This is a genomic window from Serratia entomophila, assembly GCF_021462285.1.
GTDB lineage: Bacteria > Pseudomonadota > Gammaproteobacteria > Enterobacterales > Enterobacteriaceae > Serratia > Serratia entomophila.
Map to the genome: position 1 here is coordinate 3,690,515 of NZ_CP082787.1, position 24,111 is coordinate 3,714,625.

General features: G+C 61.1%; 25 protein-coding genes, 1 pseudogene and 1 riboswitch. Of the genes and pseudogenes, 20 read left to right on the forward strand and 6 right to left on the reverse strand.

All coding sequences use genetic code 11. The features are described from left to right. The first annotated feature begins 2 nt into the window (after positions 1-2). The 14 genes from mdtD (at position 3) to gutQ (ending at position 16,835) form a co-directional block, all read left to right on the forward strand. Complete coding sequence (gene mdtD, locus KHA73_RS17895) at positions 3-1,433, forward strand: MFS transporter (protein WP_234585752.1); 1,431 nt, start codon at positions 3-5, stop codon at positions 1,431-1,433. Continuing rightward, positions 1,430-2,812 (forward strand): envelope stress sensor histidine kinase BaeS, encoded by a 1,383-nt coding sequence (gene baeS, locus KHA73_RS17900; RefSeq protein WP_234585753.1) that lies wholly within the window; start codon positions 1,430-1,432, stop codon positions 2,810-2,812. Before mdtD ends, baeS begins: the two co-directional genes overlap by 4 nt. Then, on the forward strand, positions 2,812-3,528 hold the full coding sequence (gene baeR / locus KHA73_RS17905; protein ID WP_234585755.1) for an envelope stress response regulator BaeR: 717 nt from the start codon (positions 2,812-2,814) through the stop codon (positions 3,526-3,528). The genes baeS and baeR overlap by 1 nt, the downstream gene beginning before the upstream one ends. Before the next feature lie 231 nt (positions 3,529-3,759). Then, entirely contained in the window at positions 3,760-4,098 is a 339-nt protein-coding gene (locus tag KHA73_RS17910) for a YegP family protein (protein ID WP_234585757.1), read from the forward strand. Between the two features lie 179 nt (positions 4,099-4,277). Next, complete coding sequence (gene trhP / locus KHA73_RS17915) at positions 4,278-5,630, forward strand: prephenate-dependent tRNA uridine(34) hydroxylase TrhP (protein WP_234585758.1); 1,353 nt, start codon at positions 4,278-4,280, stop codon at positions 5,628-5,630. A gap of 472 nt (positions 5,631-6,102) precedes the next feature. Continuing rightward, positions 6,103-7,002: a lipid kinase YegS gene (gene yegS / locus KHA73_RS17920; RefSeq protein WP_234585759.1), complete on the forward strand. Its 900-nt coding sequence runs from the start codon at positions 6,103-6,105 to the stop codon at positions 7,000-7,002. Positions 7,003-7,176: 174 nt separating this feature from the next. Next, complete coding sequence (gene manD, locus KHA73_RS17925; RefSeq protein ID WP_234585760.1) at positions 7,177-8,391, forward strand: D-mannonate dehydratase ManD; 1,215 nt, start codon at positions 7,177-7,179, stop codon at positions 8,389-8,391. Positions 8,392-8,405: 14 nt separating this feature from the next. Further along, the gene (locus tag KHA73_RS17930; protein ID WP_234591326.1) at positions 8,406-9,422 is read left to right on the forward strand and encodes a Zn-dependent oxidoreductase; all 1,017 of its coding nucleotides are present in this window, start codon (positions 8,406-8,408) and stop codon (positions 9,420-9,422) included. A gap of 66 nt (positions 9,423-9,488) precedes the next feature. After that, positions 9,489-10,778: an MFS transporter gene (locus KHA73_RS17935; protein ID WP_234585761.1), complete on the forward strand. Its 1,290-nt coding sequence runs from the start codon at positions 9,489-9,491 to the stop codon at positions 10,776-10,778. 46 nt (positions 10,779-10,824) lie between these two features. Continuing rightward, the gene (locus KHA73_RS17940; RefSeq protein ID WP_234585762.1) at positions 10,825-12,315 is read left to right on the forward strand and encodes a mannitol dehydrogenase family protein; all 1,491 of its coding nucleotides are present in this window, start codon (positions 10,825-10,827) and stop codon (positions 12,313-12,315) included. After that, complete coding sequence (locus tag KHA73_RS17945; protein WP_234585763.1) at positions 12,315-13,646, forward strand: MFS transporter; 1,332 nt, start codon at positions 12,315-12,317, stop codon at positions 13,644-13,646. Before KHA73_RS17940 ends, KHA73_RS17945 begins: the two co-directional genes overlap by 1 nt. 97 nt (positions 13,647-13,743) lie before the next feature. Further along, positions 13,744-14,430, forward strand: a complete 687-nt coding sequence (locus KHA73_RS17950) for a GntR family transcriptional regulator (protein ID WP_234585764.1) — start codon at positions 13,744-13,746, stop codon at positions 14,428-14,430. Between the two features lie 203 nt (positions 14,431-14,633). Next, positions 14,634-15,683 (forward strand): class I fructose-bisphosphate aldolase, encoded by a 1,050-nt coding sequence (fbaB, locus tag KHA73_RS17955; RefSeq protein WP_234585765.1) that lies wholly within the window; start codon positions 14,634-14,636, stop codon positions 15,681-15,683. A gap of 180 nt (positions 15,684-15,863) precedes the next feature. Continuing rightward, on the forward strand, positions 15,864-16,835 hold the full coding sequence (gene gutQ, locus KHA73_RS17960) for an arabinose-5-phosphate isomerase GutQ (RefSeq protein ID WP_234585766.1): 972 nt from the start codon (positions 15,864-15,866) through the stop codon (positions 16,833-16,835). A gap of 40 nt (positions 16,836-16,875) precedes the next feature. Here the strand turns inward: gutQ and KHA73_RS17965 are convergent, their stop codons facing one another. From KHA73_RS17965 to thiM, 3 genes are all read right to left on the reverse strand, one after another. Beyond that, a complete protein-coding gene (locus tag KHA73_RS17965; RefSeq protein ID WP_234585767.1) occupies positions 16,876-17,334 on the reverse strand; it encodes an inhibitor of vertebrate lysozyme family protein in 459 nt (152 codons plus the stop codon). Positions 17,335-17,420: 86 nt separating this feature from the next. Further along, positions 17,421-18,221, reverse strand: coding sequence for a bifunctional hydroxymethylpyrimidine kinase/phosphomethylpyrimidine kinase (thiD, locus tag KHA73_RS17970; RefSeq protein ID WP_234585769.1), 801 nt, complete (start codon positions 18,219-18,221; stop codon positions 17,421-17,423). Next, positions 18,218-19,012: a hydroxyethylthiazole kinase gene (thiM, locus tag KHA73_RS17975; RefSeq protein WP_234585771.1), complete on the reverse strand. Its 795-nt coding sequence runs from the start codon at positions 19,010-19,012 to the stop codon at positions 18,218-18,220. The genes thiD and thiM overlap by 4 nt, the downstream gene beginning before the upstream one ends. A 35-nt stretch (positions 19,013-19,047) precedes the next feature. After that, a riboswitch (TPP riboswitch) is annotated at positions 19,048-19,139 on the reverse strand. A 69-nt stretch (positions 19,140-19,208) separates the two neighbouring features. Here thiM and KHA73_RS17980 point away from each other — a divergent pair. Continuing rightward, positions 19,209-19,634 (forward strand): GNAT family N-acetyltransferase, encoded by a 426-nt coding sequence (locus KHA73_RS17980; protein WP_234585772.1) that lies wholly within the window; start codon positions 19,209-19,211, stop codon positions 19,632-19,634. A gap of 18 nt (positions 19,635-19,652) precedes the next feature. Here KHA73_RS17980 and KHA73_RS17985 read toward each other — a convergent pair whose 3' ends face one another. Next, positions 19,653-20,867 (reverse strand): MFS transporter, encoded by a 1,215-nt coding sequence (locus KHA73_RS17985; protein ID WP_234585773.1) that lies wholly within the window; start codon positions 20,865-20,867, stop codon positions 19,653-19,655. A 95-nt stretch (positions 20,868-20,962) separates the two neighbouring features. Between KHA73_RS17985 and KHA73_RS17990 the strand changes: the two genes are divergently transcribed. From KHA73_RS17990 to KHA73_RS18005, 4 genes and pseudogenes are all read left to right on the forward strand, one after another. Next, positions 20,963-21,412, forward strand: coding sequence for a winged helix-turn-helix transcriptional regulator (locus KHA73_RS17990; protein ID WP_234585774.1), 450 nt, complete (start codon positions 20,963-20,965; stop codon positions 21,410-21,412). Between the two features lie 68 nt (positions 21,413-21,480). Further along, the gene (locus KHA73_RS17995; RefSeq protein WP_234585775.1) at positions 21,481-21,726 is read left to right on the forward strand and encodes a type II toxin-antitoxin system CcdA family antitoxin; all 246 of its coding nucleotides are present in this window, start codon (positions 21,481-21,483) and stop codon (positions 21,724-21,726) included. Next, complete coding sequence (locus tag KHA73_RS18000; RefSeq protein ID WP_234585776.1) at positions 21,726-22,040, forward strand: CcdB family protein; 315 nt, start codon at positions 21,726-21,728, stop codon at positions 22,038-22,040. The genes KHA73_RS17995 and KHA73_RS18000 overlap by 1 nt, the downstream gene beginning before the upstream one ends. Before the next feature lie 158 nt (positions 22,041-22,198). Beyond that, positions 22,199-22,288, forward strand: a pseudogene (locus KHA73_RS18005) (23S rRNA pseudouridine synthase F); the annotation flags it as partial. Between the two features lie 36 nt (positions 22,289-22,324). On the opposite strand, the gene KHA73_RS24660 reads toward KHA73_RS18005, so the two are convergent. Both KHA73_RS24660 and KHA73_RS18010 read right to left on the reverse strand, forming a co-directional pair. Beyond that, positions 22,325-22,609, reverse strand: a complete 285-nt coding sequence (locus KHA73_RS24660) for a DUF1158 family protein (RefSeq protein WP_390900050.1) — start codon at positions 22,607-22,609, stop codon at positions 22,325-22,327. After that, on the reverse strand, positions 22,581-23,024 hold the full coding sequence (locus tag KHA73_RS18010) for a DUF2778 domain-containing protein (RefSeq protein ID WP_234585777.1): 444 nt from the start codon (positions 23,022-23,024) through the stop codon (positions 22,581-22,583). Before KHA73_RS18010 ends, KHA73_RS24660 begins: the two co-directional genes overlap by 29 nt. A 290-nt stretch (positions 23,025-23,314) precedes the next feature. Here KHA73_RS18010 and rluF point away from each other — a divergent pair, with 290 nt between their 5' ends. Next, the gene (gene rluF, locus KHA73_RS18015; protein ID WP_234585778.1) at positions 23,315-24,094 is read left to right on the forward strand and encodes a 23S rRNA pseudouridine(2604) synthase RluF; all 780 of its coding nucleotides are present in this window, start codon (positions 23,315-23,317) and stop codon (positions 24,092-24,094) included. The last annotated feature ends 17 nt before the right edge of the window (positions 24,095-24,111 follow it).

The following is a 24,111-nucleotide window of genomic DNA, read 5'->3' on the forward strand; positions in this document are numbered from 1 at the left end:
CGATGCTGATGAAACACACCGCCACGGTGCAGTGGCAACTCTGGATAGTGGCGTTCGGCTTCTTTATGCAGACGCTGGACACTACCATCGTCAACACCGCCCTGCCCTCGATGGCCGTCAGCCTGGGGGAAAATCCGCTACGTATGCAGTCGGTGATCGTCTCCTACGTACTGACGGTGGCGGTGATGCTGCCCGCCAGCGGCTGGCTGGCGGACCGGGTCGGCGTGCAGCGGGTGTTTTTCAGCGCCATCGTCCTGTTCACCCTCGGCTCTGTCCTGTGCGCCCGCGCGGAAACCCTCAACGAGCTGATCGCCTCGCGGGTTATTCAGGGCATCGGCGGTGCGATGATGGTGCCGGTCGGCCGCCTGACGGTGATGAAAATCGTGCCGCGCGAGCAGTATATGGCGGCGATGACCTTCGTCACCCTGCCGGGCCAGATTGGCCCGCTGATGGGGCCGGCGCTGGGCGGTTTTTTGGTGCAGTACGCCAGCTGGCACTGGATTTTCCTGATCAACATCCCGGTAGGCATCGCCGGCGCCATCGCCACCCTGCTGCTGATGCCGAACTACAAGATGCAGACGCGGCGCTTCGACGTCAGCGGCTTCATCATGCTGGCCATCGGCATGGCGACGCTGACGCTGGCGCTCGACGGCCATAAAGGCATGGGGCTTTCCGGCCTGATCATCGCCGGGCTGGTGGCGCTGGGCCTCGCGGCGCTGGCGGGCTACTGGTGGCATGCGCAGAGCAACAGCCGGGCGCTGTTCTCGCTGCGTTTATTCCGCACCCCAACCTATAAAATCGGCCTGATCGCCAGCCTGCTGGGCCGCATCGGCAGCGGCATGCTGCCGTTTATGACGCCGCTGTTCCTGCAGGTGGGCATGGGCTTCTCCCCGTTCCACGCCGGGCTGATGATGATCCCGATGATCATCGGCAGCATGGGCATGAAACGCATCGTGGTGCAGGTGGTCAACCGCTTCGGCTACCGCAAGGTGCTGGTGGCCGCCACGCTGATGTTGGCGCTGGTCAGCCTGAGCTTCCCGCTGGTGGCGATGCTGGGTTGGGTCTGGCTGCTGCCGGCGGTGCTGTTCTTCCAGGGGATGGTCAATTCGTTGCGCTTCTCGGCGATGAACACCCTGACGCTGAAGGACCTGCCCGACCGGCTGGCCAGCAGCGGCAATAGCCTGCTGTCGATGGTGATGCAGCTGTCGATGAGCCTCGGCGTCAGCGTCGCCGGCATTCTGATCGGCAGCTTCGCCCATCATCAGGTGGTGGCCGACAGCCCGGCCATTCACAGCGCATTCATTTACAGCTACTGTTGCATGGCGCTCATCATCGCCCTGCCCGCGCTGGCCTTCGCCCGCGTGCCGGCCGATACCGCGCCAAACCGCACGCTGATCAAGGAGCCGGGCACCGGCTCAACGAGGCTTCAATGAAGATAGGCATTACCGGGAAGCTGTTCCTGGCCATTTTAGCCACCTGCCTGCTGGTGTTGATCACCATGCACTGGGGGGTGCGCGTCAGCTTTGAACGCGGCTTTATCGATTACATCAAACACAGCAACGAGCAACGCATCACCATGCTGGGCGAAGCGCTGGAAGACCAATACAGCCGCCACGGCAACTGGGTGTTCCTGCGCAACAACGATCAGGTGGTTTATCAGATCATGCGCTCGTTCGAACAAAACAGCGACAGCAGCCACAATCTGCCGCCCAAAGGCTGGCGCACTCAGTTCTGGGTGGTGGACAGCCAGTTCAACCGGCTGGTGGGCCATTCCGGCCCGGTGCCGAAGGAAGGGCCGCGCCTGCCGATCCGCTATAACAACGAGATAGTCGGCTGGGTGATCACCACCCCGGTAGAGCGGCTGACGCGCAATACCGACATTAGCTTCGATCGCCAGCAGCGGCGCACCAGCTGGATTATCGTCGCGCTCTCTACCCTGCTGGCGGCGGCGGTGACCTGGATGTTGTCGCGCGGCATGCTGGCCCCGGTCAAACGCCTGGTGGCCGGTACTCATCGGCTGGCGGCGGGGGACTTTACCGCTCGCGTGGCGGTCAGCAGCCAGGACGAACTTGGCCGCCTGGCGCAGGACTTTAACCAGCTCGCCATGTCTCTGGAGAAAAACGAACAGATGCGCCGCGCCTTTATGGCCGACGTCTCTCACGAACTGCGCACCCCGCTGGCGGTGCTGCGCGGCGAACTGGAAGCATTGCAGGACGGCGTGCGCCAACCGACCCCGGCCTCGCTTAATTCGCTGCAGGCGGAGGTGTCGACCCTGACCAAACTGGTGGACGACCTGCACCAGCTTTCGCTTTCCGATCTTGGCGCGTTGGCCTACCGCAAATCGGCGGTCGACTGCGTGCACCTGCTGTTGATCGCCGTCGCCGCCTTCCGCGAACGCTTCCGCGCCAAAGGGCTGGAGATCGTCACCCACTTGCCGGCTCAGGCGCCGCTGTTCGGCGATCCGGACCGGCTTAACCAGTTGTTCAATAACCTGCTGGAAAACAGCCTGCGCTACACCGACGCCGGCGGCCGCCTGGAGATCGGCGCGGAGCTGTTGCCTGGCCGGTTGCTGATCTACTGGCAAGACAGCGCTCCCGGCATCAATGACCAGCAGCTGGCGCGCATTTTCGAACGCTTCTATCGCGCCGAAGGCTCGCGCAACCGCGCCAGCGGCGGTTCCGGCCTGGGGCTGGCTATCTGCCACAACATCGTTGAAGCCCACGACGGCCAGATCCATGCTGCGCACTCGCCTTTAGGCGGCGTACGCATTACAGTAGAATTCGCCACCCCGATTAAGAATAAGGCGCCGTGATGGAACCCCAAAATCAACCTTTGCAAATCATGATCGTTGAAGATGAGCCCAAGCTGGGCCAGCTGTTGGTGGATTATTTGCAGGCGGCGGGCTACGCCACCCGCTGGCTGACCAACGGCAGCGAAGTGGTGCCGGCGGTGCACCAACAGCCGCCGGCGCTGATCCTGTTGGACCTGATGCTGCCGGGCAGCGACGGGCTGACGGTATGCCGCGAACTGCGGCGCTTTACCGACGTGCCCGTCGTGATGGTGACGGCGAAGATTGAAGAGATCGATCGCCTGCTGGGCCTGGAGATCGGCGCCGACGATTACATCTGCAAGCCCTACAGCCCGCGCGAAGTGGTGGCGCGGGTGAAGACCATTCTGCGCCGTAGCTACCGGCCGCAGGACAATGTGCGGGAAGACTCGCTGCTGCACATCGACGAACCGCGCTTTCAGGCCAGCTATCAGGGGCACATGCTGGATCTGACGCCGGCGGAGTTTCGCCTGCTGAAAACCCTGGCCAGCCAGCCGGGCAACGTTTTCTCGCGCGAGCAGCTGCTCAACAATCTGTATGACGACTACCGGGTGGTCACCGACCGCACCATCGACAGCCACATCAAAAACCTGCGGCGCAAGCTGGAGCTGATCGACGGCGAAAAGTCGTTTATCCGCTCGGTTTACGGCGTGGGTTACCGCTGGGAGGCCGAGCCCTGCCGGCTGGTGAACGGGCTGTAAGCCAGGTTACCGAGCCCAGTCTTCACCCGGCATCCCATGCGACTCTGCGCTAGCGCTCTCCTGCGTTAGCTTCCCGTGCTGCAACGGCATCCGCGGCGTGAAACTCAACGCTGGCGCAAAAAAACTGCGCGTTTTTTGGTCTATGCTTGCGCAGGTGAGGTTTATTAGCCGCCGATTTTCAAGCTATTGGCTACACTTACAACACCTATCGGAACCAACAGGAGAGGAACCATGGCAATCGGTCATTATGAGCTGAAAAAAGCAAAGAACGGACAGTACCACTTCAACCTGAAAGCCAGTAACGGCGAGATCATTCTGGCCAGCGAGATGTACGCCAGCAAAGCGTCGGCGGAAAACGGCATCGCCTCGGTGCAAACCAATTCGCCGCACGAAGCGCAGTATGAACTGAAGCACAGCAGCAGCAACCAGCCGTACTTTGTGCTGAAAGCCAAGAACCATCAGGTGATCGGCGTCAGCGAAATGTACAGCTCCGAAAGCGCGGCCAAAAACGGCATCCAGTCGGTCATTAAAAACGGCCCGGCTACCGACGTGCGTGATTTAAGCGCCTGATTTCGCCTTACCTCGCGCGCGGTGGCCGCCATCGCGCGTTTTTCTTATGACCAGGATCAATCTCCCCTGAATAAATCCGGTTAACTGCTGATTTATTGCCGCGCTGCCGCTACAATTCCCCGCTTTTACTGCGCCATTGGGTGGTGTAGTACTGACCTGAAATCAGACCGAGACAGACTATGTTTACACCGGAACTTCTCTCCCCTGCCGGAACGCTGAAAAACATGCGTTACGCCTTCGCCTATGGCGCCGATGCGGTTTACGCCGGCCAGCCGCGCTACAGCCTGCGGGTGCGCAACAACGAGTTCAACCACGAAAACCTGGCGCAGGGCATCAACGAAGCCCATGCGCTCGGCAAAAAATTTTACGTGGTGGTGAATATCGCCCCGCACAACGCCAAGCTGAAAACCTTCCTGCGCGACCTGAAGCCGGTGATCGACATGGGCCCGGATGCGCTGATCATGTCCGATCCCGGCCTGATCATGATGGTGCGCGAAGCCTTCCCGCAGATGGATATCCATCTGTCGGTGCAGGCCAATGCGGTCAACTGGGCGACGGTGAAGTTCTGGCAGCAAATGGGGCTGACCCGCGTGATCCTGTCGCGCGAGCTGTCGCTGGAAGAGATCGCCGAAATCCGCGCCCAGGTGCCGGACATGGAGCTGGAGATCTTCGTGCACGGCGCGCTGTGCATGGCTTACTCCGGCCGCTGCCTGCTGTCCGGCTATATCAACAAGCGCGATCCCAATCAGGGCACCTGCACCAACGCCTGCCGCTGGCAGTATAAGGCGGAGGAAGGCAAGGAAGACGACACCGGCAACATCGTGCATATGCACGAGCCGATCCCGGTGCAGACCGTCGAGCCGACGCTGGGCATCGGCGCACCGACCGATAAGGTGTTTATGCTGTCCGAGGCGCAAAAGCCGGGCGAATACATGAGCGCCTTTGAAGACGAACACGGCACCTACATCATGAACTCCAAGGATCTGCGCGCCATTCAGCACGTGGAGCGCCTGACCCAGCTTGGCGTGCATTCCCTGAAGATAGAAGGCCGCACCAAGTCCTTCTATTACTGCGCGCGCACCGCCCAGGTTTATCGCCGGGCGATAGACGACGCCGCGGCCGGCAAACCCTTCGATCCCAGCCTGCTCACCACGCTGGAAGGGCTGGCGCACCGCGGCTACACCGAAGGTTTTCTGCGCCGCCATGTGCACGAAGCGCAACAGAATTACGACTACGGCTCTTCGCTGTCCGAACGCCAGCAGTTTGTCGGTGAATTCACCGGCGTGCGGCGCGACGGCTGGGCCGAAGTGGACGTGAAAAACAAATTTATGCTTGACGACAGCGTGGAAATGATGACGCCCGGCGGCAATGTTCAGTTCCGTCTGGAAAGCATGCAAAATAAAAAAGGCGAGCCGATAGCAGTGGCGCCAGGCAACGGCCACATCGTTTATTTGCCAATCCCGCAGGATATCGACCTCAATTACGCGTTGCTGATCCGCAATTTGGCGGATGAGAATAGCGCAGGGGTGTAAAAATCCCAATCGCCATCTTCGGGTGGCGATTTTTGGCAAATATTAGAATTGGATCACATCAATGCGCGCGCAGTTTGGTTAATATCAGGCTGCTTAAAACAAACAACGAAAATACTTGCATAGCAATACTAGGAACCACCTCCTTAGCCAGCCCAATCTCCCTTGGGCTGGCTTTTTCTTTGGCGCAGGGGCCGAGCCGCCGGCCGTCTTGCCTATTTTTATATTTTTATCGCGGTTTAAATTAATCGTTTTAATAACGTCAATCGCCTATTTAAAACGCGAAAGCCATTAATAAATCCTATCCGATACATTATTATTTAACATTACCGTCATATATCAGATTAAGCCAATTGTGCAGAAATAATCACTGCAATACGGGCAATCGGCAGAATTAATTGAATATTCTTATGGCCTGGCGTCGGCGGCTGGTTTATCGTTAATCATCATCTTTTTTAGCCGGGAGATTTCGGGAATGCATCAACCAGCACCAGCGCTGCTCATCATCAATGGAAAAGGCGCCGGCAACGAAGAACTGCGCCTTGCCGTACAACGGCTGCGCGAAGAGCAGCTCAGGCTGCACGTGCGCGTGACCTGGGAGCATGGCGACGCCGCGCGCTACGTCGAGGAAGCCGTCCGGCTGGGCGTCGGCACCGTGGTGGCGGGTGGCGGCGACGGCACCATCAATGAAGTGGCCGCCGCGCTGGCCCAGCAGCCGGCACAGCATCGCCCGGCGTTGGGCATTCTGCCGCTCGGCACCGCCAATGACTTCGCCGTGGCCTGCAATGTCCCGCTGGCGCCGGAGCAGGCGCTGCAGCTGGCGATCAAAGGCCGCGCGGTGCCGATCGATCTGGCGAAGGTCAACGATACGCGCTATTTCATCAATATGGCTACCGGCGGCTTCGGCACCCGCATCACCACCGAAACGCCGGAAAAACTCAAGGCGGCGCTGGGCGGCGTCTCCTACTTCGTTCATGGGCTGCTGCGCATGGACACCCTGCAGGCCGACCGCTGCGAAATCCGCGGCCCGGATTTCCATTGGTCCGGCCAGGCGTTGGTGATCGGCATCGGCAACGGCAAACAGGCCGGCGGCGGCCAGCAGCTGTGCCCGGATGCGCTGATCAACGACGGCCTGCTGCAGCTGCGGCTGCTGATGGCCGACGAGCTGCTGCCGGCGCTGGTGGCCGCCCTGTTCAACGACGAAGAGAACAAGAACATCATCAGCGCCGCACTGCCGTGGCTGGAGATCGACGCGCCGCATGATATGACCTTCAACCTGGATGGCGAGCCCCTGAAGGGCCGGCATTTCCGCATCGAAGTGCTGCCGCAGGCCATCGAGTGCCGCCTGCCGCCCAACTGCGCCCTGCTGGGCTAGCCCTACCGGCGCAGCCCCGGCTGCGCCCCTTTCCGTCTCTCCCGCTTCCCGTAGCCCTCAGCGATTAAATGTGATCCTCTCCGGCAAATCCATTAAGTCATACTTGTATGGTAGTTGGGTCATGGCGTATTTTTTCGCCATGATATCTCCCCGCAGCAACAGGATATGAAGGTTATGAAAATTGTAAACGCCGAGGTGTTTGTCACCTGTCCGGGCCGGAATTTCGTCACGTTGAAGATCACTACCGACGATGGCATCACCGGCATCGGCGACGCCACGCTGAACGGCCGCGAGCTGCCGGTGGCTTCCTACCTGAAGGATCACGTCTGCCCGCAGTTGATCGGCCGCGACGCGCATCAGATCGAGGACATCTGGCAGTTCTTCTACAAGGGCGCCTACTGGCGGCGTGGCCCGGTAACCATGTCGGCCATCTCCGCCGTCGACATGGCGCTGTGGGACATTAAGGGCAAGGCGGCCAATATGCCGCTGTACCAGTTGCTGGGCGGCGCATCGCGCACCGGGGTGATGGTGTACTGCCACACCACCGGCCACTCTATCGACGAAGTGCTCGACGACTACGCCAGGCATAAAGAGCTGGGCTTCAAAGCCATTCGCGCCCAGTGCGGCGTGCCGGGCATGAAAACCACCTACGGCATGGCCAAGGGCAAAGGGCAGGCCTACGAGCCGGCCACCAAAGGCAACTGGCCGGAAGAACAGCTGTGGTCGACGGAGAAATACCTCGACTTCACCCCCAAACTGTTCGAGGCGGTACGCAACAAATTCGGCTTCGACGAACACCTGTTGCACGACATGCATCATCGCCTGACGCCAATCGAAGCGGCGCGCTTCGGCAAAAGCATCGAGCAGTACCGGCTGTTCTGGATGGAAGATCCGACCCCGGCGGAAAACCAGGAATGTTTCCGCCTGATCCGCCAGCACACCGTCACGCCGATCGCCGTCGGCGAGGTGTTCAACAGCATCTGGGACTGCAAGCAGCTGATCGAAGAACAACTGATCGACTATATCCGCACCACGCTCACCCACGCGGGCGGCATTACCGGCATGCGCCGCATCGCCGACTTTGCCTCGCTGTATCAGGTGCGCACCGGTTCGCACGGCCCTTCCGACCTGTCGCCCATCTGCATGGCGGCGGCGCTGCACTTCGATCTCTGGGTACCGAACTTCGGCGTACAGGAATACATGGGCTATTCCGAGCAGATGCTTGAGGTGTTCCCGCACAGCTGGACGTTCAACGACGGCTATATGCACCCGGGCGACAAGCCGGGGCTGGGCATCGAGTTCGATGAAAAGCGTGCGGCCCGCTACCCCTATGAACCCGCCTACCTGCCGGTGGCGCGCCTGGAGGATGGCACCTTATGGAACTGGTAACCGAACGCCGCGGCATGCGCAGCGTAGTGATTGAACAGCCCGGCCGGTTGGCCATCCAGCAACGCGAGCTGCCGCAGCCGGCGGCCGGCGAAGTGCGGGTGAAGGTGAAATTTGCCGGCATCTGCGGCTCCGACGTGCACATCTATCACGGCCATAATCCGTTCGCCAAATACCCGCGGGTGATCGGCCACGAATTCTTCGGCCTGATCGATGCGGTGGGCGCCGGCGTCGATCCCCAACGCATCGGCGAACGCGTCTCGGTCGATCCGGTAGTGAGCTGCGGGCATTGTTACCCCTGCTCGGTCGGCCGCCCCAACGTCTGCAGCGCGCTGCAGGTGATCGGCGTGCACCGCGACGGCGGCTTCAGCGACTACGCCTGCGCCCCGGCGCGCAACGCCTACCCCATTCCGGCCGGCATCAGCGATCGCCACGCGGCGATGGTCGAACCCTTCACCATCGCCGCCAACATTACCGCCCACCTGCAGCCCAGGGCCGACGATATTGCGCTGATCTACGGCGCGGGCCCGATGGGGCTGACGGTGATCCAAACGCTGAAGGGCGTCTACGGTGTCAAACAGGTGATCGTCACCGATCGCATCGCCGAGCGGCTGACGATGGCGCAGCAAAACGGCGCCGACTGGGCATTCAACAACGCCGAAGCCTCGCTGCCGCAGGCGCTGCTGGAACGCGGCATCCGCCCGACGTTGATCGTCGATGCGGCCTGCCACCCGGCCATCCTGCAGGAGGCGATCAACCTGGCCTCACCGGCGGCGCGCATCGGCATCATGGGCTTCTCCGGCGACGCCTGCACGATCACCCAGCAGAGCGTCACCAGCAAGGAGCTGTCGATTTTTTCTTCGCGCCTCAACAGCGCGCGTTTCCCGCAGGTGATTGACTGGATGGCCGCCGGGAAAATCGATCCGGCGCGGCTGATCACCCACTGTGTGCCGGCCGATGAGGTCGAACGGGCGATGCTGATGTTCGAACGGGACCAACGCACCTGCTGCAAGGTTTTACTGCAGTTCGGTTAGCGCCGGGCGGCGCCCTGGCGGAGAACGAAGCATCACAACTAAAACAACGTTAAGTGGAGTGCTTTTATGTTTAAAAACCTGCGTTGGACCATCGTATTCCTGCTGTTCATGGTTTACATGATCAACTACCTCGACCGCGTGGCGCTGTCGATTACCGTGCCGATGATCGAGAAAGATCTGCTGCTGAACGCCGAGCAGTTCGGCTTTATCTTCGGCAGCTTCTTCTTCGGCTACGCCATTTTCAACTTTATCGGCGGGCTGGCGGTGGACAAGTTCGGCCCCACCCTGGTGCTGGGGGTGGCGGTGGGCCTGTGGTCAATCTTCTGCGGCATGACCGCGGTGGCCACCGGCTTCTACTCGATGCTGATCCTGCGCGTCCTGTTCGGTATGGCCGAAGGGCCGATCTGCGCCTCCGCCAACAAGATGATCAACGGCTGGTTCCCGAAGAAACAGGCGGCGACCGCCATGGGCCTGCTCAGCGCCGGCTCGCCGCTGGGCGGCGCGGTGGCGGGGCCGATCGTCGGCTATCTGGCGCTGGCCTTCGGCTGGCGCCCGGCCTTCATGATCATCTGTTCGATAGGCATCGTCTGGATGCTGATATGGTTCTTTGTGGTGGCGGATAACCCGGCGAAAAGCAAACGCATCGGCAGCGGCGAGCTGGCGCTGATCGGCCGGCTGCAGCAGGAAAACCACAGTGAAGAACAGGCGCTGAGCAACGCCGCGCACGGCCTGGGCTATTACCTGAAACAGCCGATCATCCTGGTCACCGCCTTCGCCTTCTTCTGCTACAACTACATTCTGTTCTTCTTCCTGAGCTGGTTCCCGTCGTACCTGGTGCAGGCGCATAACCTGAACATCAAGGAGATGAGCCTGACCACGGTGATCCCCTGGATCGTCGGCTTCGTCGGCCTGGCGCTCGGCGGCTACATCTCGGACAAGATCTTCAACATGACCGGCAAGCTGCTGCTGTCGCGCAAGATAGTGCTGGTGACCAGCCTGCTGGCGGCGGCGGCGTGCGTGGCGCTGGCGGGCACCGTCAGCAGCGTGGTGCCGGCGGTGGTGCTGATGTCGATCTCCATTTTCTTCCTGTATATCACCGGCGCCATTTACTGGGCGATCATTCAGGACGTGGTGCATAAATCACGGGTGGGCGGCGCCAGCGGCTTTATTCACCTGGTCGGCAGCGTTTCCGGCATCGTCGGCCCGATCGTTACCGGCTACATCGTGCAGAACACCGGCAAATTCGACAGCGCCTTCATGCTGGCGGGTGGGGTCGCCGCACTGGGCGCAGTGCTGGTGCTGCTGGTCATCAAGGCGCCGCGCGCCGCCGCGCAAGCGCAAACATTAAAACCATAAAACCACCAGGGGCGGTTGGCTCGCCCCCTTTCCAGGGATAATCAGCATGAAACTTTCCAGCAGCAGCGCGCTGCCGGCGGCCATTGCCCGCCCCGGCTACCCGCGCGAGCGATTAAAACCGCGCATCGTGCATATCGGCTTCGGCGCCTTTCACCGCGCGCATCAGGCGGTGTATGCGGACAGGCTGGCCGCTGAGCACGCCAGCGACTGGGGCTACTGCGAGATCAGCATGCAGCACGGCCGGCAAAAGATCGCCGACCTGCAGCGGCAGGAGCTGCTGTACTCGGTAGCGGAAATGGATGACGGCGGCTGGCGTGGCCGGGTAATCGGCGTGGTGCGCCGGGCGCTGCATCTGCAGGCCGACGGCCTGACGGCGGTGCTGGAGGCCATGGCCGATCCGCAGGTAGCCATCGTTTCACTGACGATCAGCGAAAAAGGCTACTGCCACCAGCCCGCCAGCGGCCAGCTGATGGCGAACCACCCGGCGATTGAGCACGACATCGCCCACCCGCTGCAGCCGCAGTCGGCGCCCGGGTTGATCCTGGCGGCGCTGCGCCTGCGCCGCCGGCGCGGGTTGCCGCCGTTCGCGGTGATGTCCTGCGACAATATGCCGGCCAACGGCCAGGTGACGCGCAACGTGATAACCCAGCTGGCGCAGTGCCGGGACGCAGAGCTGGCCGACTGGCTGCGGCGCGAGGTGGCCTTCCCGTCCACCATGGTGGACCGCATCGTGCCGGCGGTGACGCAGGAAACCCGGCAACGGCTGCAGAGCCTGCTGGGCGGCGTTGAAGATGACGCCGGGGTGGCCTGCGAGCCGTTCAGCCAGTGGGTGATCGAAGATAACTTCCCGCAGGGGCGCCCGGCGTGGGAAAAGGCCGGCGCCGAGCTGGTGCGCGACGTGCTGCCGTACGAGGAAATGAAGCTGCGCATGCTGAACGGCAGCCATTCGTTTCTCGCCTACCTCGGCTATCTGGCCGGTTATCAGCATATCGGCGACTGCATGCAGGATGCGGATTTTGCGCGCGCCGCACGCCATCTGATGCTGGCGGAACAGGCGCCCACGCTGCAAACGCGCGAAGCGGATCTGACGCAATACGCCGATTCGCTGCTGCAGCGCTTTAGCAACCGCGCGCTGAAACACCGCACCGGGCAGATCGCCACCGACGGCTCGCAAAAGCTGCCGCAGCGGCTGCTGGATTCGATTCGTTGGCATCTGGCGCACGGCAGCCGTTTCGACTGCCTGGCGCTGGGCGTAGCCGGCTGGCTGCGCTACGTCGGCGGGCAAGACGAACAGGGCCAACCAATAGAACTCGAGGATCCGCTGCGCGAGCCTATCGCCGCGCTGGTGGCGGGCAGCGAACAAGGCCAGCCGCGCGTGCTGGCGCTGCTGCAGCTGGAGGCGGTATTCGGCCGCGATCTGCCGGGCAACCCGACCTTCGTCAGCGCGATCGGCCACGCCTACCGGCAACTGCTCGCCCAGGGCGCCAAAGCCGCCGTCGCCGCTTTGCCATCGTTCGATACAGAAGGAGGATACTGATGTCTGCAACCTCTCACGACGCCATTACCGGCGGCAGCCAACCGCTGCTGCGGCGCGTCGCCAGCGCGTCGGCGATCGGCACCGCCGCCGAATACTACGACTTTTTCGCTTACGGCACCGCCGCCGTGCTGTTCTTCGGCCAGCTGTTTTTCCCCAGCGCCGATCCGCTGATCGGCACCCTGGCGGCCTTCGCCACCTACGCGGTCGGTTTCCTGGCCCGCCCGCTGGGCGGCATCGTGTTCGGCCACATCGGCGATAAGGTCGGCCGCAAGAAAGCGCTGGTAATCACCATCCTGATCGTCGGCCTCGGCACCTTCTGCATCGGCCTGCTGCCGACCTACGAAAAAATCGGCGTCTGGGCGCCGATAGCGTTAATCCTGATCCGCGTGCTGCAGGGCTTTGGCGTCGGCGGCGAGCAGGCCGGCGCGGTGTTGATGACCGCCGAATATTCACCGCCGCAGCGGCGCGGCTTCTACGCCAGCTGGGTACAGATCGGCGCGCCGGCCGGCTTCCTGCTGCCCTCCGGGCTGTTCGCCCTGCTGACCGCCCTGCTGTCGCCGGCGCAGATGCTGGACTGGGGCTGGCGCATTCCGTTCCTGCTCAGCCTGCTGTTGGTGATCGTCGGGCTGTTCATCCGCCTGAAGATCGACGAGTCGCCGGTCTTTGCCCAGATCCGCGCCACCAAGGCGGTGGAAAGCCGGCCGGTGGTGGAAGTGGCCCGCCGCTACCCGGGCCTGATCGGCAAAGGAGTATGCGCCAAGCTGATCGAAGCCTGCGCCTTCGCCATGTTCACGGTGATCGTGCTGGCCTACGGCAAGGCTAACCATCTCAGCGAAAACATTCTGCTGCAGACGATGATCGTGGCGGTGCTGCTGGAGATTTTCGCCATTCCGCTGATGGGCCACCTTTCCGACCGGCTGGGGCGCAAACCGGTTTACATCGCCGGCGCACTGCTGCAGGTGGTGTGCATAGTGCCGTTCTTTATGGCCATCAACCTCGACAGTTACTGGGTGACCCAGATAGCCATGATCCTGGTGCTGACCCTCGGCCACAGCATGTGCTACGCCCCACAGGCGTCCTACTTCCCGGAGCTGTTCCCGACCCGCGTGCGCTGCAGCGGCATCGCGCTGATCTGGCAGACAGGATCGCTTATCGGCAGCGGCGTGCTCGGGCTGGTGGCGGTGAAAATCCTGCAGGTGACCGGCGGCCACTACTACGGCCTGGCGGGCTACATGATGGCGTTGGGCGTGGTTTCGGCCATCGGCCTGAGCCTGATGCCGGAAACCGCGCCGCAGCGGTGCAAGCAGGAATATCAGGACTGGCGTCATTAAGATGGCCTATTCGGCGGGTGGATTTATCCACCCGCCGTCAGACAATAATCTGCTAGTATGGTGGCATTCGAATCCCAGCCAGATTACTGATTGCGCCATGTCTGAATCGTACAGTCTCACCAACACCGTTCCGGTCAACCAGCAGATCTACCGGTTCCTGCGCAAGGATATTGTCGACTGCAGCATTCCCCCCGGCACCCTGCTGTCCGAGAAAGAGATCTCCACCCGCTTTAGCGTCTCGCGCCAGCCGGTACGCGAGGCCTTTATCAAGCTGGCGGAGGCCGGGCTGGTGCAGATCCTGCCGCAGCGCGGCACCTTCGTGATGAAGATCTCCGCCAAGCGGGTGGCCGACGGGCGCTTTATCCGCCAGGCGGTGGAGTGCGCCATCGTGCGCCGCGTGGCGCAGCGCATCACGCCCGCGCAGTTGATGACGCTGGAGCATAATCTGCATCGCCAGGAGCTGGCGGCGCAGAACCGGCAGACGCGCGAATTCCTGGCGCTGGACGACGAGTTCCACCAGCTGCTCACCCAGTTCGCCGACTGCCCGCTGGCCTGGGAAACCATCGAAACCATCAAGGCCACCATGGATCGGGTGCGCTTCCTCAGCCTGAGCGAAGTTTCGCCTCCGGAGAGCCTGATCCGGCAACATTACCGTATCTATGAGGCGCTGAAGGCGCAGGACGCGGATGCCGCCGAACGCGCCATACACGAGCACCTGCAGGAGATGATCTACTCGATCACCCCGATCGCCCTGCAAAACACCGAGTGGTTCGAGGCAGAATAATCAGTCAGTTACCCCGCCGGGAGCGATCGCTCCCGCGTATTTGGCCGCGCAAATGGCATTTCCTCTCAATCGCATCTATTGTTTCTCCTTGTCACAGCAAGTTCAGTAGTATCGCTTTAACGGCTTCAATCACCGCTTTTACTGCGCCGGTGGTCAGGGACCCTGGGCTGCCGGTGTACGAAAAGCTCAATCAGGAGTAAGTCATGACTGATATAGCACAGTTGTTGGGAAAGGAAGCGGAAGACCTGTTGCAACACCGCTGTACCACTATCCCCGCCGAAAACCTGTACCTGCCGGGCGCCGACTTTGTCGACCGGATCATGATTGATAACAACCGCCCCAATACCGTACTGCGCTCGATGCAAACCCTGCTCAACCACGGCCGCCTGGGCGGCACCGGCTACCTGTCGATCCTGCCGGTCGATCAGGGCATCGAGCACTCCGCCGGCGCGTCGTTCGCCGCCAACCCGCTGTACTTCGACCCGAAAAACATCGTTGAGCTGGCGATCGAGGCCGGCTGCAACTGCGTGGCCTCTACCTACGGCGTGCTGGCGTCCGTCTCGCGCCGCTACGCCCATAAAATTCCGTTCCTGGTCAAACTGAACCACAACGAAACCCTGAGCTACCCGACCCAGTACGACCAAACCCTGTACGCCAGCGTCGAGCAGGCGTTCAACCTGGGCGCGGTGGCGGTCGGCGCCACCATTTACTTCGGTTCGGAACAGTCGCGCCGCCAGATTGAGGAAATCTCTGCCGCCTTCGAACGCGCGCACGAGCTGGGCATGGTCACCGTGCTGTGGGCCTACCTGCGCAACCCGGCGTTCAACAAGGACGGCGTTGACTACCACTCCAGCGCCGATCTGACCGGCCAGGCCAACCATATCGCCGCCACCATCGGCGCCGACATCGTCAAACAGAAAATGGCGGAAAACAACGGCGGCTACCGCGCGGTGAAGTTCGGCTATACCGATGACCGCGTCTACAGCAAGCTGACCACCGATCACCCGATCGATCTGGTGCGTTACCAGCTGGCCAACTGCTACATGGGCCGCGCCGGGTTGATCAACTCCGGCGGCGCCGCCGGTGAAAACGACCTGCAGGAATCGGTGCGCACCGCGGTGATCAACAAACGCGCCGGCGGCATGGGATTGATCCTCGGCCGCAAGGCGTTCAAGAAATCGATGAAAGAAGGCGTGGCGCTGATCAACGCAGTGCAGGACGCCTATCTGGACAAGAAAGTCACCATCGCCTGATCCTGGCGGCGCGCTTGTTCCCAGCCCGGTTCGCCGGGCTTTTTATTTTCCGCCCGGATGCGATCTGCCTCGAGAATTTACCGCGCCAAAGGGCGCCGCGCTTAGTGCTTTCCCCTGGAGCATGATACTTTTGCCCTATAAGACATTACCTTTCAGATGAGTAAGCGACCGGAGACCCCGATGAACAACGCCAACGCCCTGCTGAATTTCGCCCGCGAAACGCTGGAGATCGAGCTGACCGAAGCGCAGCGCCTGCTGGCGCGGCTGGATGACAACTTCGTCTGCGCCTGCGAACTGCTGTTGAACTGCCGCGGCAAGGCGGTGATTTCCGGCATCGGCAAATCCGGCCACATCGGCAAGAAGATCGCCGCTTCGCTGGCCAGCACCGGCACGCCGTCGTTCTTCGTTCACCCGGCGGAGGCGCTGCACGGCGATCTCGGCATGATCGGCGCCGACGACGTGGTGGTGTTTATCTCTTACTCCGGCCGCGCCAAAGAGCTGGATCTGATCCTGCCGTTGTTGGCGGAGAACGGCATTGCGGTGATCGCCATCACCGGCGGCAAAGAGTCGCCGCTGGCGCAGGCCGCCGCCTGCGTGCTGGATATCAGCGTAGAGCGCGAAGCCTGCCCGATGGGGCTGGCGCCCACCTCCAGCGCGGTTAATACCCTGATGATGGGCGACGCGCTGGCGATGGCATTGATGCGCCAACGCGGTTTCAATGCGGAAGATTTTGCCCGCTCACACCCGGGCGGCAGCCTGGGCGCACGCCTGCTGAACCGGGTGCACCACCTGATGCGCACCGGCGATCGCCTGCCGAAGGTCAGCGAAAGCGCCAACGTGATGGAGGCGATGCTGGAACTGAGCCGCACCGGGTTGGGGCTGGTGGCGGTGTGCGATGCGCAGCGGAAAGTGGTGGGGGTATTTACCGACGGCGACCTGCGCCGCTGGCTGGTGAAGGGCAACAGCCTGCAGGATGCGCTGAGCCCGGCGATCACCCGCCCCGGCTACCGGCTGCCGGAACAGTGGCGCGCCGGCGAAGCGCTGGAGGCGCTGCACGAACAGCATATCAGCGCTGCGCCGGTGGTCAGCCTGGATGGCGTGCTGGTGGGCGCCATCAACCTGCACGATCTTCACCAGGCCGGCATCGGCTGATTCCCGGGCATGGGGCGCGGCAAACTGCGCCCCTGCGGCTTTATTGCCAGTCGGGGTTATCTTCGAACTGTTTCTTCAGCAGCGCCTTGATGTCGTCGTTCGGCTTGCCGAGCCACTGGTAGCTGGCGTACTTCTTCGGATGATCGATGGCCTCTGGCCGGTTTTCTACCTCAACGCGCACTGCCCAGGCCTGCGACTTGTCCTCTTTGAACGCCACGATCAAAAAGTTGTTGGCGCAGTCATGCGGCTTGCACAGGTTGCCGATCAGGTAGTCCTGCCCCTGCCAGCTCAGGTTCTCCACCGGCGTCGAGGTGCCGGCCCCCTTGCGCGCCCAGCCCGGCAGCCGCGCCTGGCCCTTCACCATATTTTGCCAGCTGGCTTGATAACCCGGCTGCTGGATCACGTCCGAGGTGGTGACAATCTGCTGGGCAAAGCCGCCCGCGCTGAAGCTGAGCAACGCGCCAAAAACGGCGCTGCGGAGTGCGCATTGTCCTGCCATGGCCTTTCTCCCTGGGTTAATTCTATTTACCCCGGCTGGCGCCGGGCCTCGATCTAGTCAGACCGCAATGACGGCAAAAAGTTGGCTCACCACCAGGCATGGAAATGATGCACCGGCCCGATGCCGTGCCCCACTTCCAGCGTATCCGCCTGCTGCAGCGCCTTTTGCAGATAGTCCTTGGCGGCGGCGACGGTTGCCGCCCAGTCATCATGACGCGGGCGCAGCGCCGCCAGCGCCGCCGACAGCGTGCAGCCGGTGCCGTGCGTATGGCGGGTGGCGACGCGCGGCGCGCTAAAGCGCTGCTCCTGCCCGGCGGTAAACAGCCAGTCCGGGCTCTCGCTTTCGCTCAGGTGGCCGCCCTTCATCAGCACCGCCTGGCAGCCCATCGCCAGCAACGCCCGCCCCTGTTCACGCATTTGCAGTTCATTTTCCGCCGGCGCGCACGCCAGCAAGGCGGCCGCTTCCGGCAGGTTTGGCGTGATGATCGACACCAGCGGCAGCAGTTCACGGCGGATCGACTCCACCGCCTCCGGCGCCAGCAGCGGATCGCCGCTTTTCGCCAGCATCACCGTATCCAGCACCACAAATTCCGGCCGATAATGGCGCAGCCGCTCGGCTACAGCCTGCACGATCGCCGCGTTGGCCAACATGCCTATTTTGGTGCTGTCGATGCGCAGATCGCTGAACACCGAATCCAACTGGGCGGCGACGAACGCCGGTTCAATCTGATAAACCGACTGCACGCCGCGGGTATTTTGCGCCACCAGCGCAGTGATCACCGAAGCGCCGTATGCCCCCAGCGCCGAGAAGGCTTTCAGATCGGCCTGAATGCCGGCGCCACCGCTGGGATCGGTGCCGGCGATAGTCAAAGCGTTGATGCGTTTCATTGCAGATCCTCCGCGCGCAGCCGGTACAGGGCGTCGAGGAACGCCGGGGTAAAGCTGCCCGGCCCGGCGGCAGCCGCGGCTGCCAGACCGCCGCAGTGCGACATCACCCGGCAGGCGGTGGCGACGTTATCCAACCGCTCGCCCGGCAGGCTGCAAAATGCCGCCACTACCGCCGACAGGGCGCAGCCGGTGCCGACCACCCGCGTCATCAATGCATCACCGCCGGCTACCGCCCAATCCCGTTGGCCGTCGGTAACGTAATCCACCGCGCCGGTCACCGCCACTATCGCACCGCTGCGGCGCGCCAGCTCGCGGGCGGCGGGCAAGGCGGCCAGCGAATCGTCGGCGCTGTCTACCCCGCGGCCGTTGGCCTGCAGGCCGCTGAGCGCCATGATCTCGGACGCGTTGCCCCTGATCGCCGCCGGTTGTTCGTCCAACAGCTTTTTGGCAAAGGCGGTGCGGTAGGCCAACCCGCCAACCGCCACCGGATCCAACGCCCAGGGCGTGCCCGCCTGGTTGGCGGCCGCCACCGCCGCCAGCATCGATTCGGCGCGCGGAGCATTAAGGGTGCCGATATTGATCAACAGCGCGTCCGCCAGCCGGCTGAACTGCGCCGCCTCGCCCGGCTCCACCACCATCGCCGGCGAAGCGCCGAGCGCCAGCAAAACGTTGGCCGTCAACGACTGCACCACTTCATTGGTCAGGCAGTGAACCAGCGGGGGCCGGCGTTTGAATTGGGTCAGACAGGCCGCGGCGCGTGCGCCGGGTAAAGCTTCAGGTCGAGCGAACATATTCCTCCCAACCGGCGTTCAAGAAGGCGGGTACCGGTTGGGCACCGAGACTTCCCTACGCTGGCATAATCCAGATCAGGTAATACGGGTAAAATCTCAGCCCTGACGGGCACCCCGAGTCAAGACCGCCATTATTGGGCTTGCCGCCGGTGAGGTCAATCGCGCTATAGTGGGGAAAAAATAAAAAGGAGACGCCATGCACACAAGACCATACCAAGAGGCCGATCGCCCGTTCCTGCGCACCCTGTACCTGGCTTCGCGCAAGGCGGCGTTCACCTGGTGCAATACCGACGGTTATCGGCTGGAGGATTTCGATCGCTCGACGCTGGGCGAGGATATCTGGGTGGCGGAGGAGGACGGCAAACTGCTGGGGTTCGTGTCGATTTATCGCGCCGACAACTTCATCCATAACCTGTATGTCGACCCACATCTGCCGCCGCGCGGCGTCGGCAGCGCCCTGCTGCAGGCGGCGGAGCGCACCTTCACCGCCACTGGCGCATTGAAATGCCTGGTGAAAAACGAGAAGGCGCTGGCGTTCTATCGCAAACACGGCTGGCGCACCATTTCGACCGGCAACGACGGCGAAGAGGACTATTACCTGCTGCACTCGCCGGCGAAATAATAAGAGCGCGGCGCCACGTCATGGCCGCTCGGGCATGGCGCGCAGCGTCAGCCGCCAGAACAGCAGCGCGCCGAGGCTGACGCTCGCCCCCAGCCAGCACACGCCGCTCCAACCGGCCCAGGCGTAAACGTGGGTGCTGGCGAAGGCGCCCAATCCGCTGCCGGCGGCGTAAAACAGCATATAACACCCCACCAGCCGGCTGTGACTCTGCGGATGGGCGTTGAAGATCATGCTCTGGTTCAGCACGTGGATCGCCTGCCCGGCCAGATCCAACAGCACGATGCCCGCCACCAGCCAAATTAGGCCATAGCCCAGCATGCCGAGCGGCAGCCAGGCCAGCGTCAGCAACAGCAGGCAAACGCCGCTGGCCAACTGCCCCAGCCCGCGATCGGCAAGATGCCCGGCGCGCATCGCCGCCAGAGCGCCTACCGCCCCCACCAGCCCGAATGCTCCCACCACCGAATGGGAAAAGTTAAACGGCGGCCGGCTGAGCGGCAGCACCAGCGCGCTCCAGAAGATGCTGAACGCCGCAAACATCAGCAGCGCCAGCATGCCGCGAATTTGCAGCGTGCGATCGCGCCGCAATAGCGTCAGCATCGAGCGCAATAAGGCCGGATAGCTGAGCGTTTGGGGTGGCGTCTGCAGTGCAGGCAACAGGCGCGCCAAAATGGGCAACAAAACCAACGTGACCCCAGCGGAGAAAAAATACACCGTGCGCCAGCCGCCGATGTCCGCCAGCGCGCCGGAAAGCGTGCGCGCCAACAACAGCCCCAGCACCACCCCCCCCTGCGCCGCCCCCACCACCCGCCCGCGTTCGTGCGGCGCGGCCAGGGTAGCGGCAAAGGCGATCAGCCCTTGCGTCATGGCGGTGCCCAGCAGCCCCACCAGCAGCATGCCCGCCAGCAGCAACAGGCTGCTGTTCGACCACCCCACCGCCAGCAAGGCGGCAATCAACAGCAGCTGCTGGGCGGCCAACAGCTGGCGCCGATTAACCCGATCGCCCAGCGGCACCACCAACAACAAAGCCAGCGCGCAGCCGAGCTGGGTAACGGTGATCACCATGCCCACCGCCGCCAGGCTGATGCCGAAATCTGCGGCGATGGCATCCAGCAGCGGCTGCGCATAGTAGACATTGGCCACGCTGAAGGCGCTGGCCCCGGCCAGCAACAGCACCAGCGAAGCAGGCAGCCGATCCGCTGCGGCGTACGGGGCATCTAGCAATTTGTCGCTCATCGTCAGCTCCAATGTGGTTTCATTATTAAACCCAATGAACTTTACGCACAGAGGTTTTATAATGCAACCAGATCTTGCTGCTGGAGTGGAACACCGTGAAACGTAAAAGCCTGGAAGACGCGCAGTGCCCGGTGGCGCGCACGCTGGATGTGATTGGCGAATGGTGGTCGCTATTGATCGTGCGCGACGCCTTCGACGGCGTACGCCGCTTCAGCGAATTTCAAAAAGGGCTGGGGATGGCGAAAAACATCCTCTCTACCCGCCTGCGCACCCTGGTGGCGCACGGGGTGCTGGAGGTCGTCCCGGCCTCGGACGGCAGCGCCTATCAGGAATATGCGCTGACCGCCAAAGGCCGCGCGCTGTTTCCGGTGATCGTCGGCCTACGCCAGTGGGGGGAGGATTATCTGTTCAGCGAAGGAGAGACGCATTCAACGCTGGTGGAAGCCGACAGCGGCCGGCCGATCCCGCGCATGACGCCGACCGGCGGCGCCGGGCAGCCCCTCACCCCGCTTAACACCCGGGTGGTGAAGGTGGGTGAGGCTTAACGGATAGCATATTGATGCTGTTCGTTTTATAATCAGGCAAATTTGAACGCATTGGTACAGGGGTTTATATGCGCACCAATACAGCAGACAAATCGATAACCAAGTCGGTCAATGTGACCCTGCCGCAGGAGCTGTTAGAGCAGGCGCGTCGGCAGAACTTAGATATTTCTGCAGTACTGGCAGAAGCGCTAACCGACAAACTCCGCAAAACCAGCCGCGAAGAGTGGTTGGAGCAGAACAAAACAAATATCGAGGCGCTGAACGCCTTCACTGACGAGCAAGGCTCATTCACGGATTATCAAAAGGGATTCTGATGGAACAGTTCCACGCTTATGAGAATAAGGGTGCAGGCCATAAGATTTATCCATACCTCATTAATCTGCAACACCCGGTGGCCAACGTTTTAAAACACGTACTGGTTGCTCCGCTGGTAAAACTCGACGACCTCGGCCATAAACCGCCGGCTAAGATTTGCCCTATCGTCGAAATCGCCGGCGAATCCTATATTGCCATGACGCATATGATGGCCGGCATCGCCAACAAAGAGCTGGGTGAACAGGTTGCGGATCTCACCCCGCAACGCTATCTACTGAGCGGAGCCGTCGATTTTTTGATGAATGGCTATTAAATATACTCGATGAATTTGAATGCGAAGAAGGTAAAGGAATTAACTTAATTACAGAAATGATAAATTTAATAACGCCCCTGATATAATATTGATTATCAATGCAAGAAAAGAACATCCCCAGTTCGCTTCGCCATCCCCTGCGGGTCAGGTATAAAACCATGCCGACTCACTCATCCATTCGCCTCAACAAATACATCAGCGACAGCGGTATCTGTTCCCGCCCCCATGCCGAGCGTCATATCAAACAGCGCTGCATGACGCCGACCGGCGGCGCCTCACCCCGCTTAACACCCGGGTGGTGAAGGTGGGTGAGGTTTAACGGAGAGTATGAACCGCCGGCTTCCCCAGCGGATTAAGAACCATTCCAGGCATCCGATCAACAGATAACATCCGCCAAAAACGACCGTTGCAAACCATTCCACATCACCAACGTGGAAAAATTCACTGGCGTCTATCAGCCATGAAGTTTGGCCAGCAGTTAACCATGGAATAGGAAAAAGCTTTATCGTCAAGACGGCCAATACGACTATGGCCATCACATTAGCGAGAAACAGCGCAGATTTTTTCATAACCTTTAACCTCAATAGTGCCGTAAGCCCGTAGTCTGGTACCGGGAACTTTTACCGTTTTGGTTTTCAACAGCGCGGCTCGCAATCGACTGAATTCGTTCTGGGAATAGAAGGTTATACATCCTTCTGATAACCCCAGAGGACCGATAGGATGCAATCTGAATTGCCCGCGCATAACACCGTTAATCCATGTTCTATCGTTAATTGTTCCATCGTCACGGTATAAAGCAAACCAGATATTATGATCCACGTTAGTTACAAGGTCCTTAAATAAGGTCATCGCCTGCGACTTTAAGCCACCGGAGGGCCTATCTACAATCCAATAGGTACCGGCAGGGATAGCTCCGTTATTGGGAACATCTGTGCAACCAGGCTGGTTTGTATAGTGCTTGTTACCAGAAAAAACGGAAAACATACCGACCCCCTGGCACAACAATGTGTTTATCTTGTTCCCGTTATGAACTAAAAAGCAGTTAAGCATTTCATCTCCATCCCTTGGTTGAATTTTGATAATATCCGGCCAAAAGAACTTTATCCATCTTATTGATTTAATGAATATTAGTTATAAACTGCAATAATAAAGACAATAATAGCGACCAAATCTATATCGATGGAGAAAGCTATGCTTTAACGCCAGTATTTGCTTTCAAACAGCCTTCGCAATCCCCTGCGGACCATGTATAGTCCGCGCTTTACGGGGAAACCATGCCGACTCACTCATCCATTCGCCTTAACAAATACATCAGCGACAGCGGTATCTGTTCCCGCCGCCATGCCGATCGCCACATCAAGCAGGGCAAGGTGTTGATCAACGACCGGCCGGCCGGCGTGGGCGCGCAGGTGTTTGCCGGGGATATTGTGCAAGTGAACGGCCGGCCGATTGCGCCGCGCACGGCGGAGGACCTGGTGCTTATCGCGCTGAATAAGCCGGTTGGCATTCTCACCAGCATGGGCAAGCACGAGCGGGATAACATCGGCGATTTGGTTAACCACAGCCAACGCACCTTCCCCGTTGGCCGGCTGGATAAGGCCTCGCAGGGTCTGATTTTCATGACCAATAACGGCGAGCTGGTCAATAAGATCCTGCGCGCCGGCAATAATCATGAAAAAGAGTATCTGGTGACCGTCAACAAACCGCTGACCGATGAATTTATTCAAGGCATGAGCGCGGGCGTGCCGATACTGGGCAAGGTGACCCAACAATGCCGGGTGGAGCGTGAGTCCGCGCAGGTGTTTCGCATTATCCTGGTGCAGGGGCTTAACCGCCAAATCCGCCGCATGTGCAAATACTTTGGCTATGAAGTCACCCGGCTTGAGCGGCTGCGCATTATGAATATCGAGCTGGCGGGGCTGCCGTTGGGCGAATGGCGGGATTTGACCGGTGATGAGCGAAGCACGTTATTTAAGCTGCTGGAGCACTCCTCGTCGGAAGCAGAAATATCGCCAGGCGACAACGGCCCGTTGCCCGGCGATATCCCGTTATGAAAAAACCTCCTCAGAAA

Excerpts from the sequence above, each read along its gene's own strand:
- mdtD (WP_234585752.1), top strand. The coding sequence starts at position 3 with ATGCTGATGAAACACACCGCCACGGTGCAGTGGCAACTCTGGATAGTG.
- baeS (WP_234585753.1), top strand. The coding sequence starts at position 1,430 with ATGAAGATAGGCATTACCGGGAAGCTGTTCCTGGCCATTTTAGCCACC.
- baeR (WP_234585755.1), top strand. The coding sequence starts at position 2,812 with ATGGAACCCCAAAATCAACCTTTGCAAATCATGATCGTTGAAGATGAG.
- KHA73_RS17910 (WP_234585757.1), top strand. The coding sequence starts at position 3,760 with ATGGCAATCGGTCATTATGAGCTGAAAAAAGCAAAGAACGGACAGTAC.
- trhP (WP_234585758.1), top strand. The coding sequence starts at position 4,278 with ATGTTTACACCGGAACTTCTCTCCCCTGCCGGAACGCTGAAAAACATG.
- yegS (WP_234585759.1), top strand. The coding sequence starts at position 6,103 with ATGCATCAACCAGCACCAGCGCTGCTCATCATCAATGGAAAAGGCGCC.
- manD (WP_234585760.1), top strand. The coding sequence starts at position 7,177 with ATGAAAATTGTAAACGCCGAGGTGTTTGTCACCTGTCCGGGCCGGAAT.
- KHA73_RS17930 (WP_234591326.1), top strand. The coding sequence starts at position 8,406 with ATGCGCAGCGTAGTGATTGAACAGCCCGGCCGGTTGGCCATCCAGCAA.
- KHA73_RS17935 (WP_234585761.1), top strand. The coding sequence starts at position 9,489 with ATGTTTAAAAACCTGCGTTGGACCATCGTATTCCTGCTGTTCATGGTT.
- KHA73_RS17940 (WP_234585762.1), top strand. The coding sequence starts at position 10,825 with ATGAAACTTTCCAGCAGCAGCGCGCTGCCGGCGGCCATTGCCCGCCCC.
- KHA73_RS17945 (WP_234585763.1), top strand. The coding sequence starts at position 12,315 with ATGTCTGCAACCTCTCACGACGCCATTACCGGCGGCAGCCAACCGCTG.
- KHA73_RS17950 (WP_234585764.1), top strand. The coding sequence starts at position 13,744 with ATGTCTGAATCGTACAGTCTCACCAACACCGTTCCGGTCAACCAGCAG.
- fbaB (WP_234585765.1), top strand. The coding sequence starts at position 14,634 with ATGACTGATATAGCACAGTTGTTGGGAAAGGAAGCGGAAGACCTGTTG.
- gutQ (WP_234585766.1), top strand. The coding sequence starts at position 15,864 with ATGAACAACGCCAACGCCCTGCTGAATTTCGCCCGCGAAACGCTGGAG.
- KHA73_RS17965 (WP_234585767.1), bottom strand. The coding sequence starts at position 17,334 with ATGGCAGGACAATGCGCACTCCGCAGCGCCGTTTTTGGCGCGTTGCTC.
- thiD (WP_234585769.1), bottom strand. The coding sequence starts at position 18,221 with ATGAAACGCATCAACGCTTTGACTATCGCCGGCACCGATCCCAGCGGT.
- thiM (WP_234585771.1), bottom strand. The coding sequence starts at position 19,012 with ATGTTCGCTCGACCTGAAGCTTTACCCGGCGCACGCGCCGCGGCCTGT.
- KHA73_RS17980 (WP_234585772.1), top strand. The coding sequence starts at position 19,209 with ATGCACACAAGACCATACCAAGAGGCCGATCGCCCGTTCCTGCGCACC.
- KHA73_RS17985 (WP_234585773.1), bottom strand. The coding sequence starts at position 20,867 with ATGAGCGACAAATTGCTAGATGCCCCGTACGCCGCAGCGGATCGGCTG.
- KHA73_RS17995 (WP_234585775.1), top strand. The coding sequence starts at position 21,481 with ATGCGCACCAATACAGCAGACAAATCGATAACCAAGTCGGTCAATGTG.
- KHA73_RS18000 (WP_234585776.1), top strand. The coding sequence starts at position 21,726 with ATGGAACAGTTCCACGCTTATGAGAATAAGGGTGCAGGCCATAAGATT.
- KHA73_RS24660 (WP_390900050.1), bottom strand. The coding sequence starts at position 22,609 with ATGAAAAAATCTGCGCTGTTTCTCGCTAATGTGATGGCCATAGTCGTA.
- KHA73_RS18010 (WP_234585777.1), bottom strand. The coding sequence starts at position 23,024 with ATGTTTTCCGTTTTTTCTGGTAACAAGCACTATACAAACCAGCCTGGT.
- rluF (WP_234585778.1), top strand. The coding sequence starts at position 23,315 with ATGCCGACTCACTCATCCATTCGCCTTAACAAATACATCAGCGACAGC.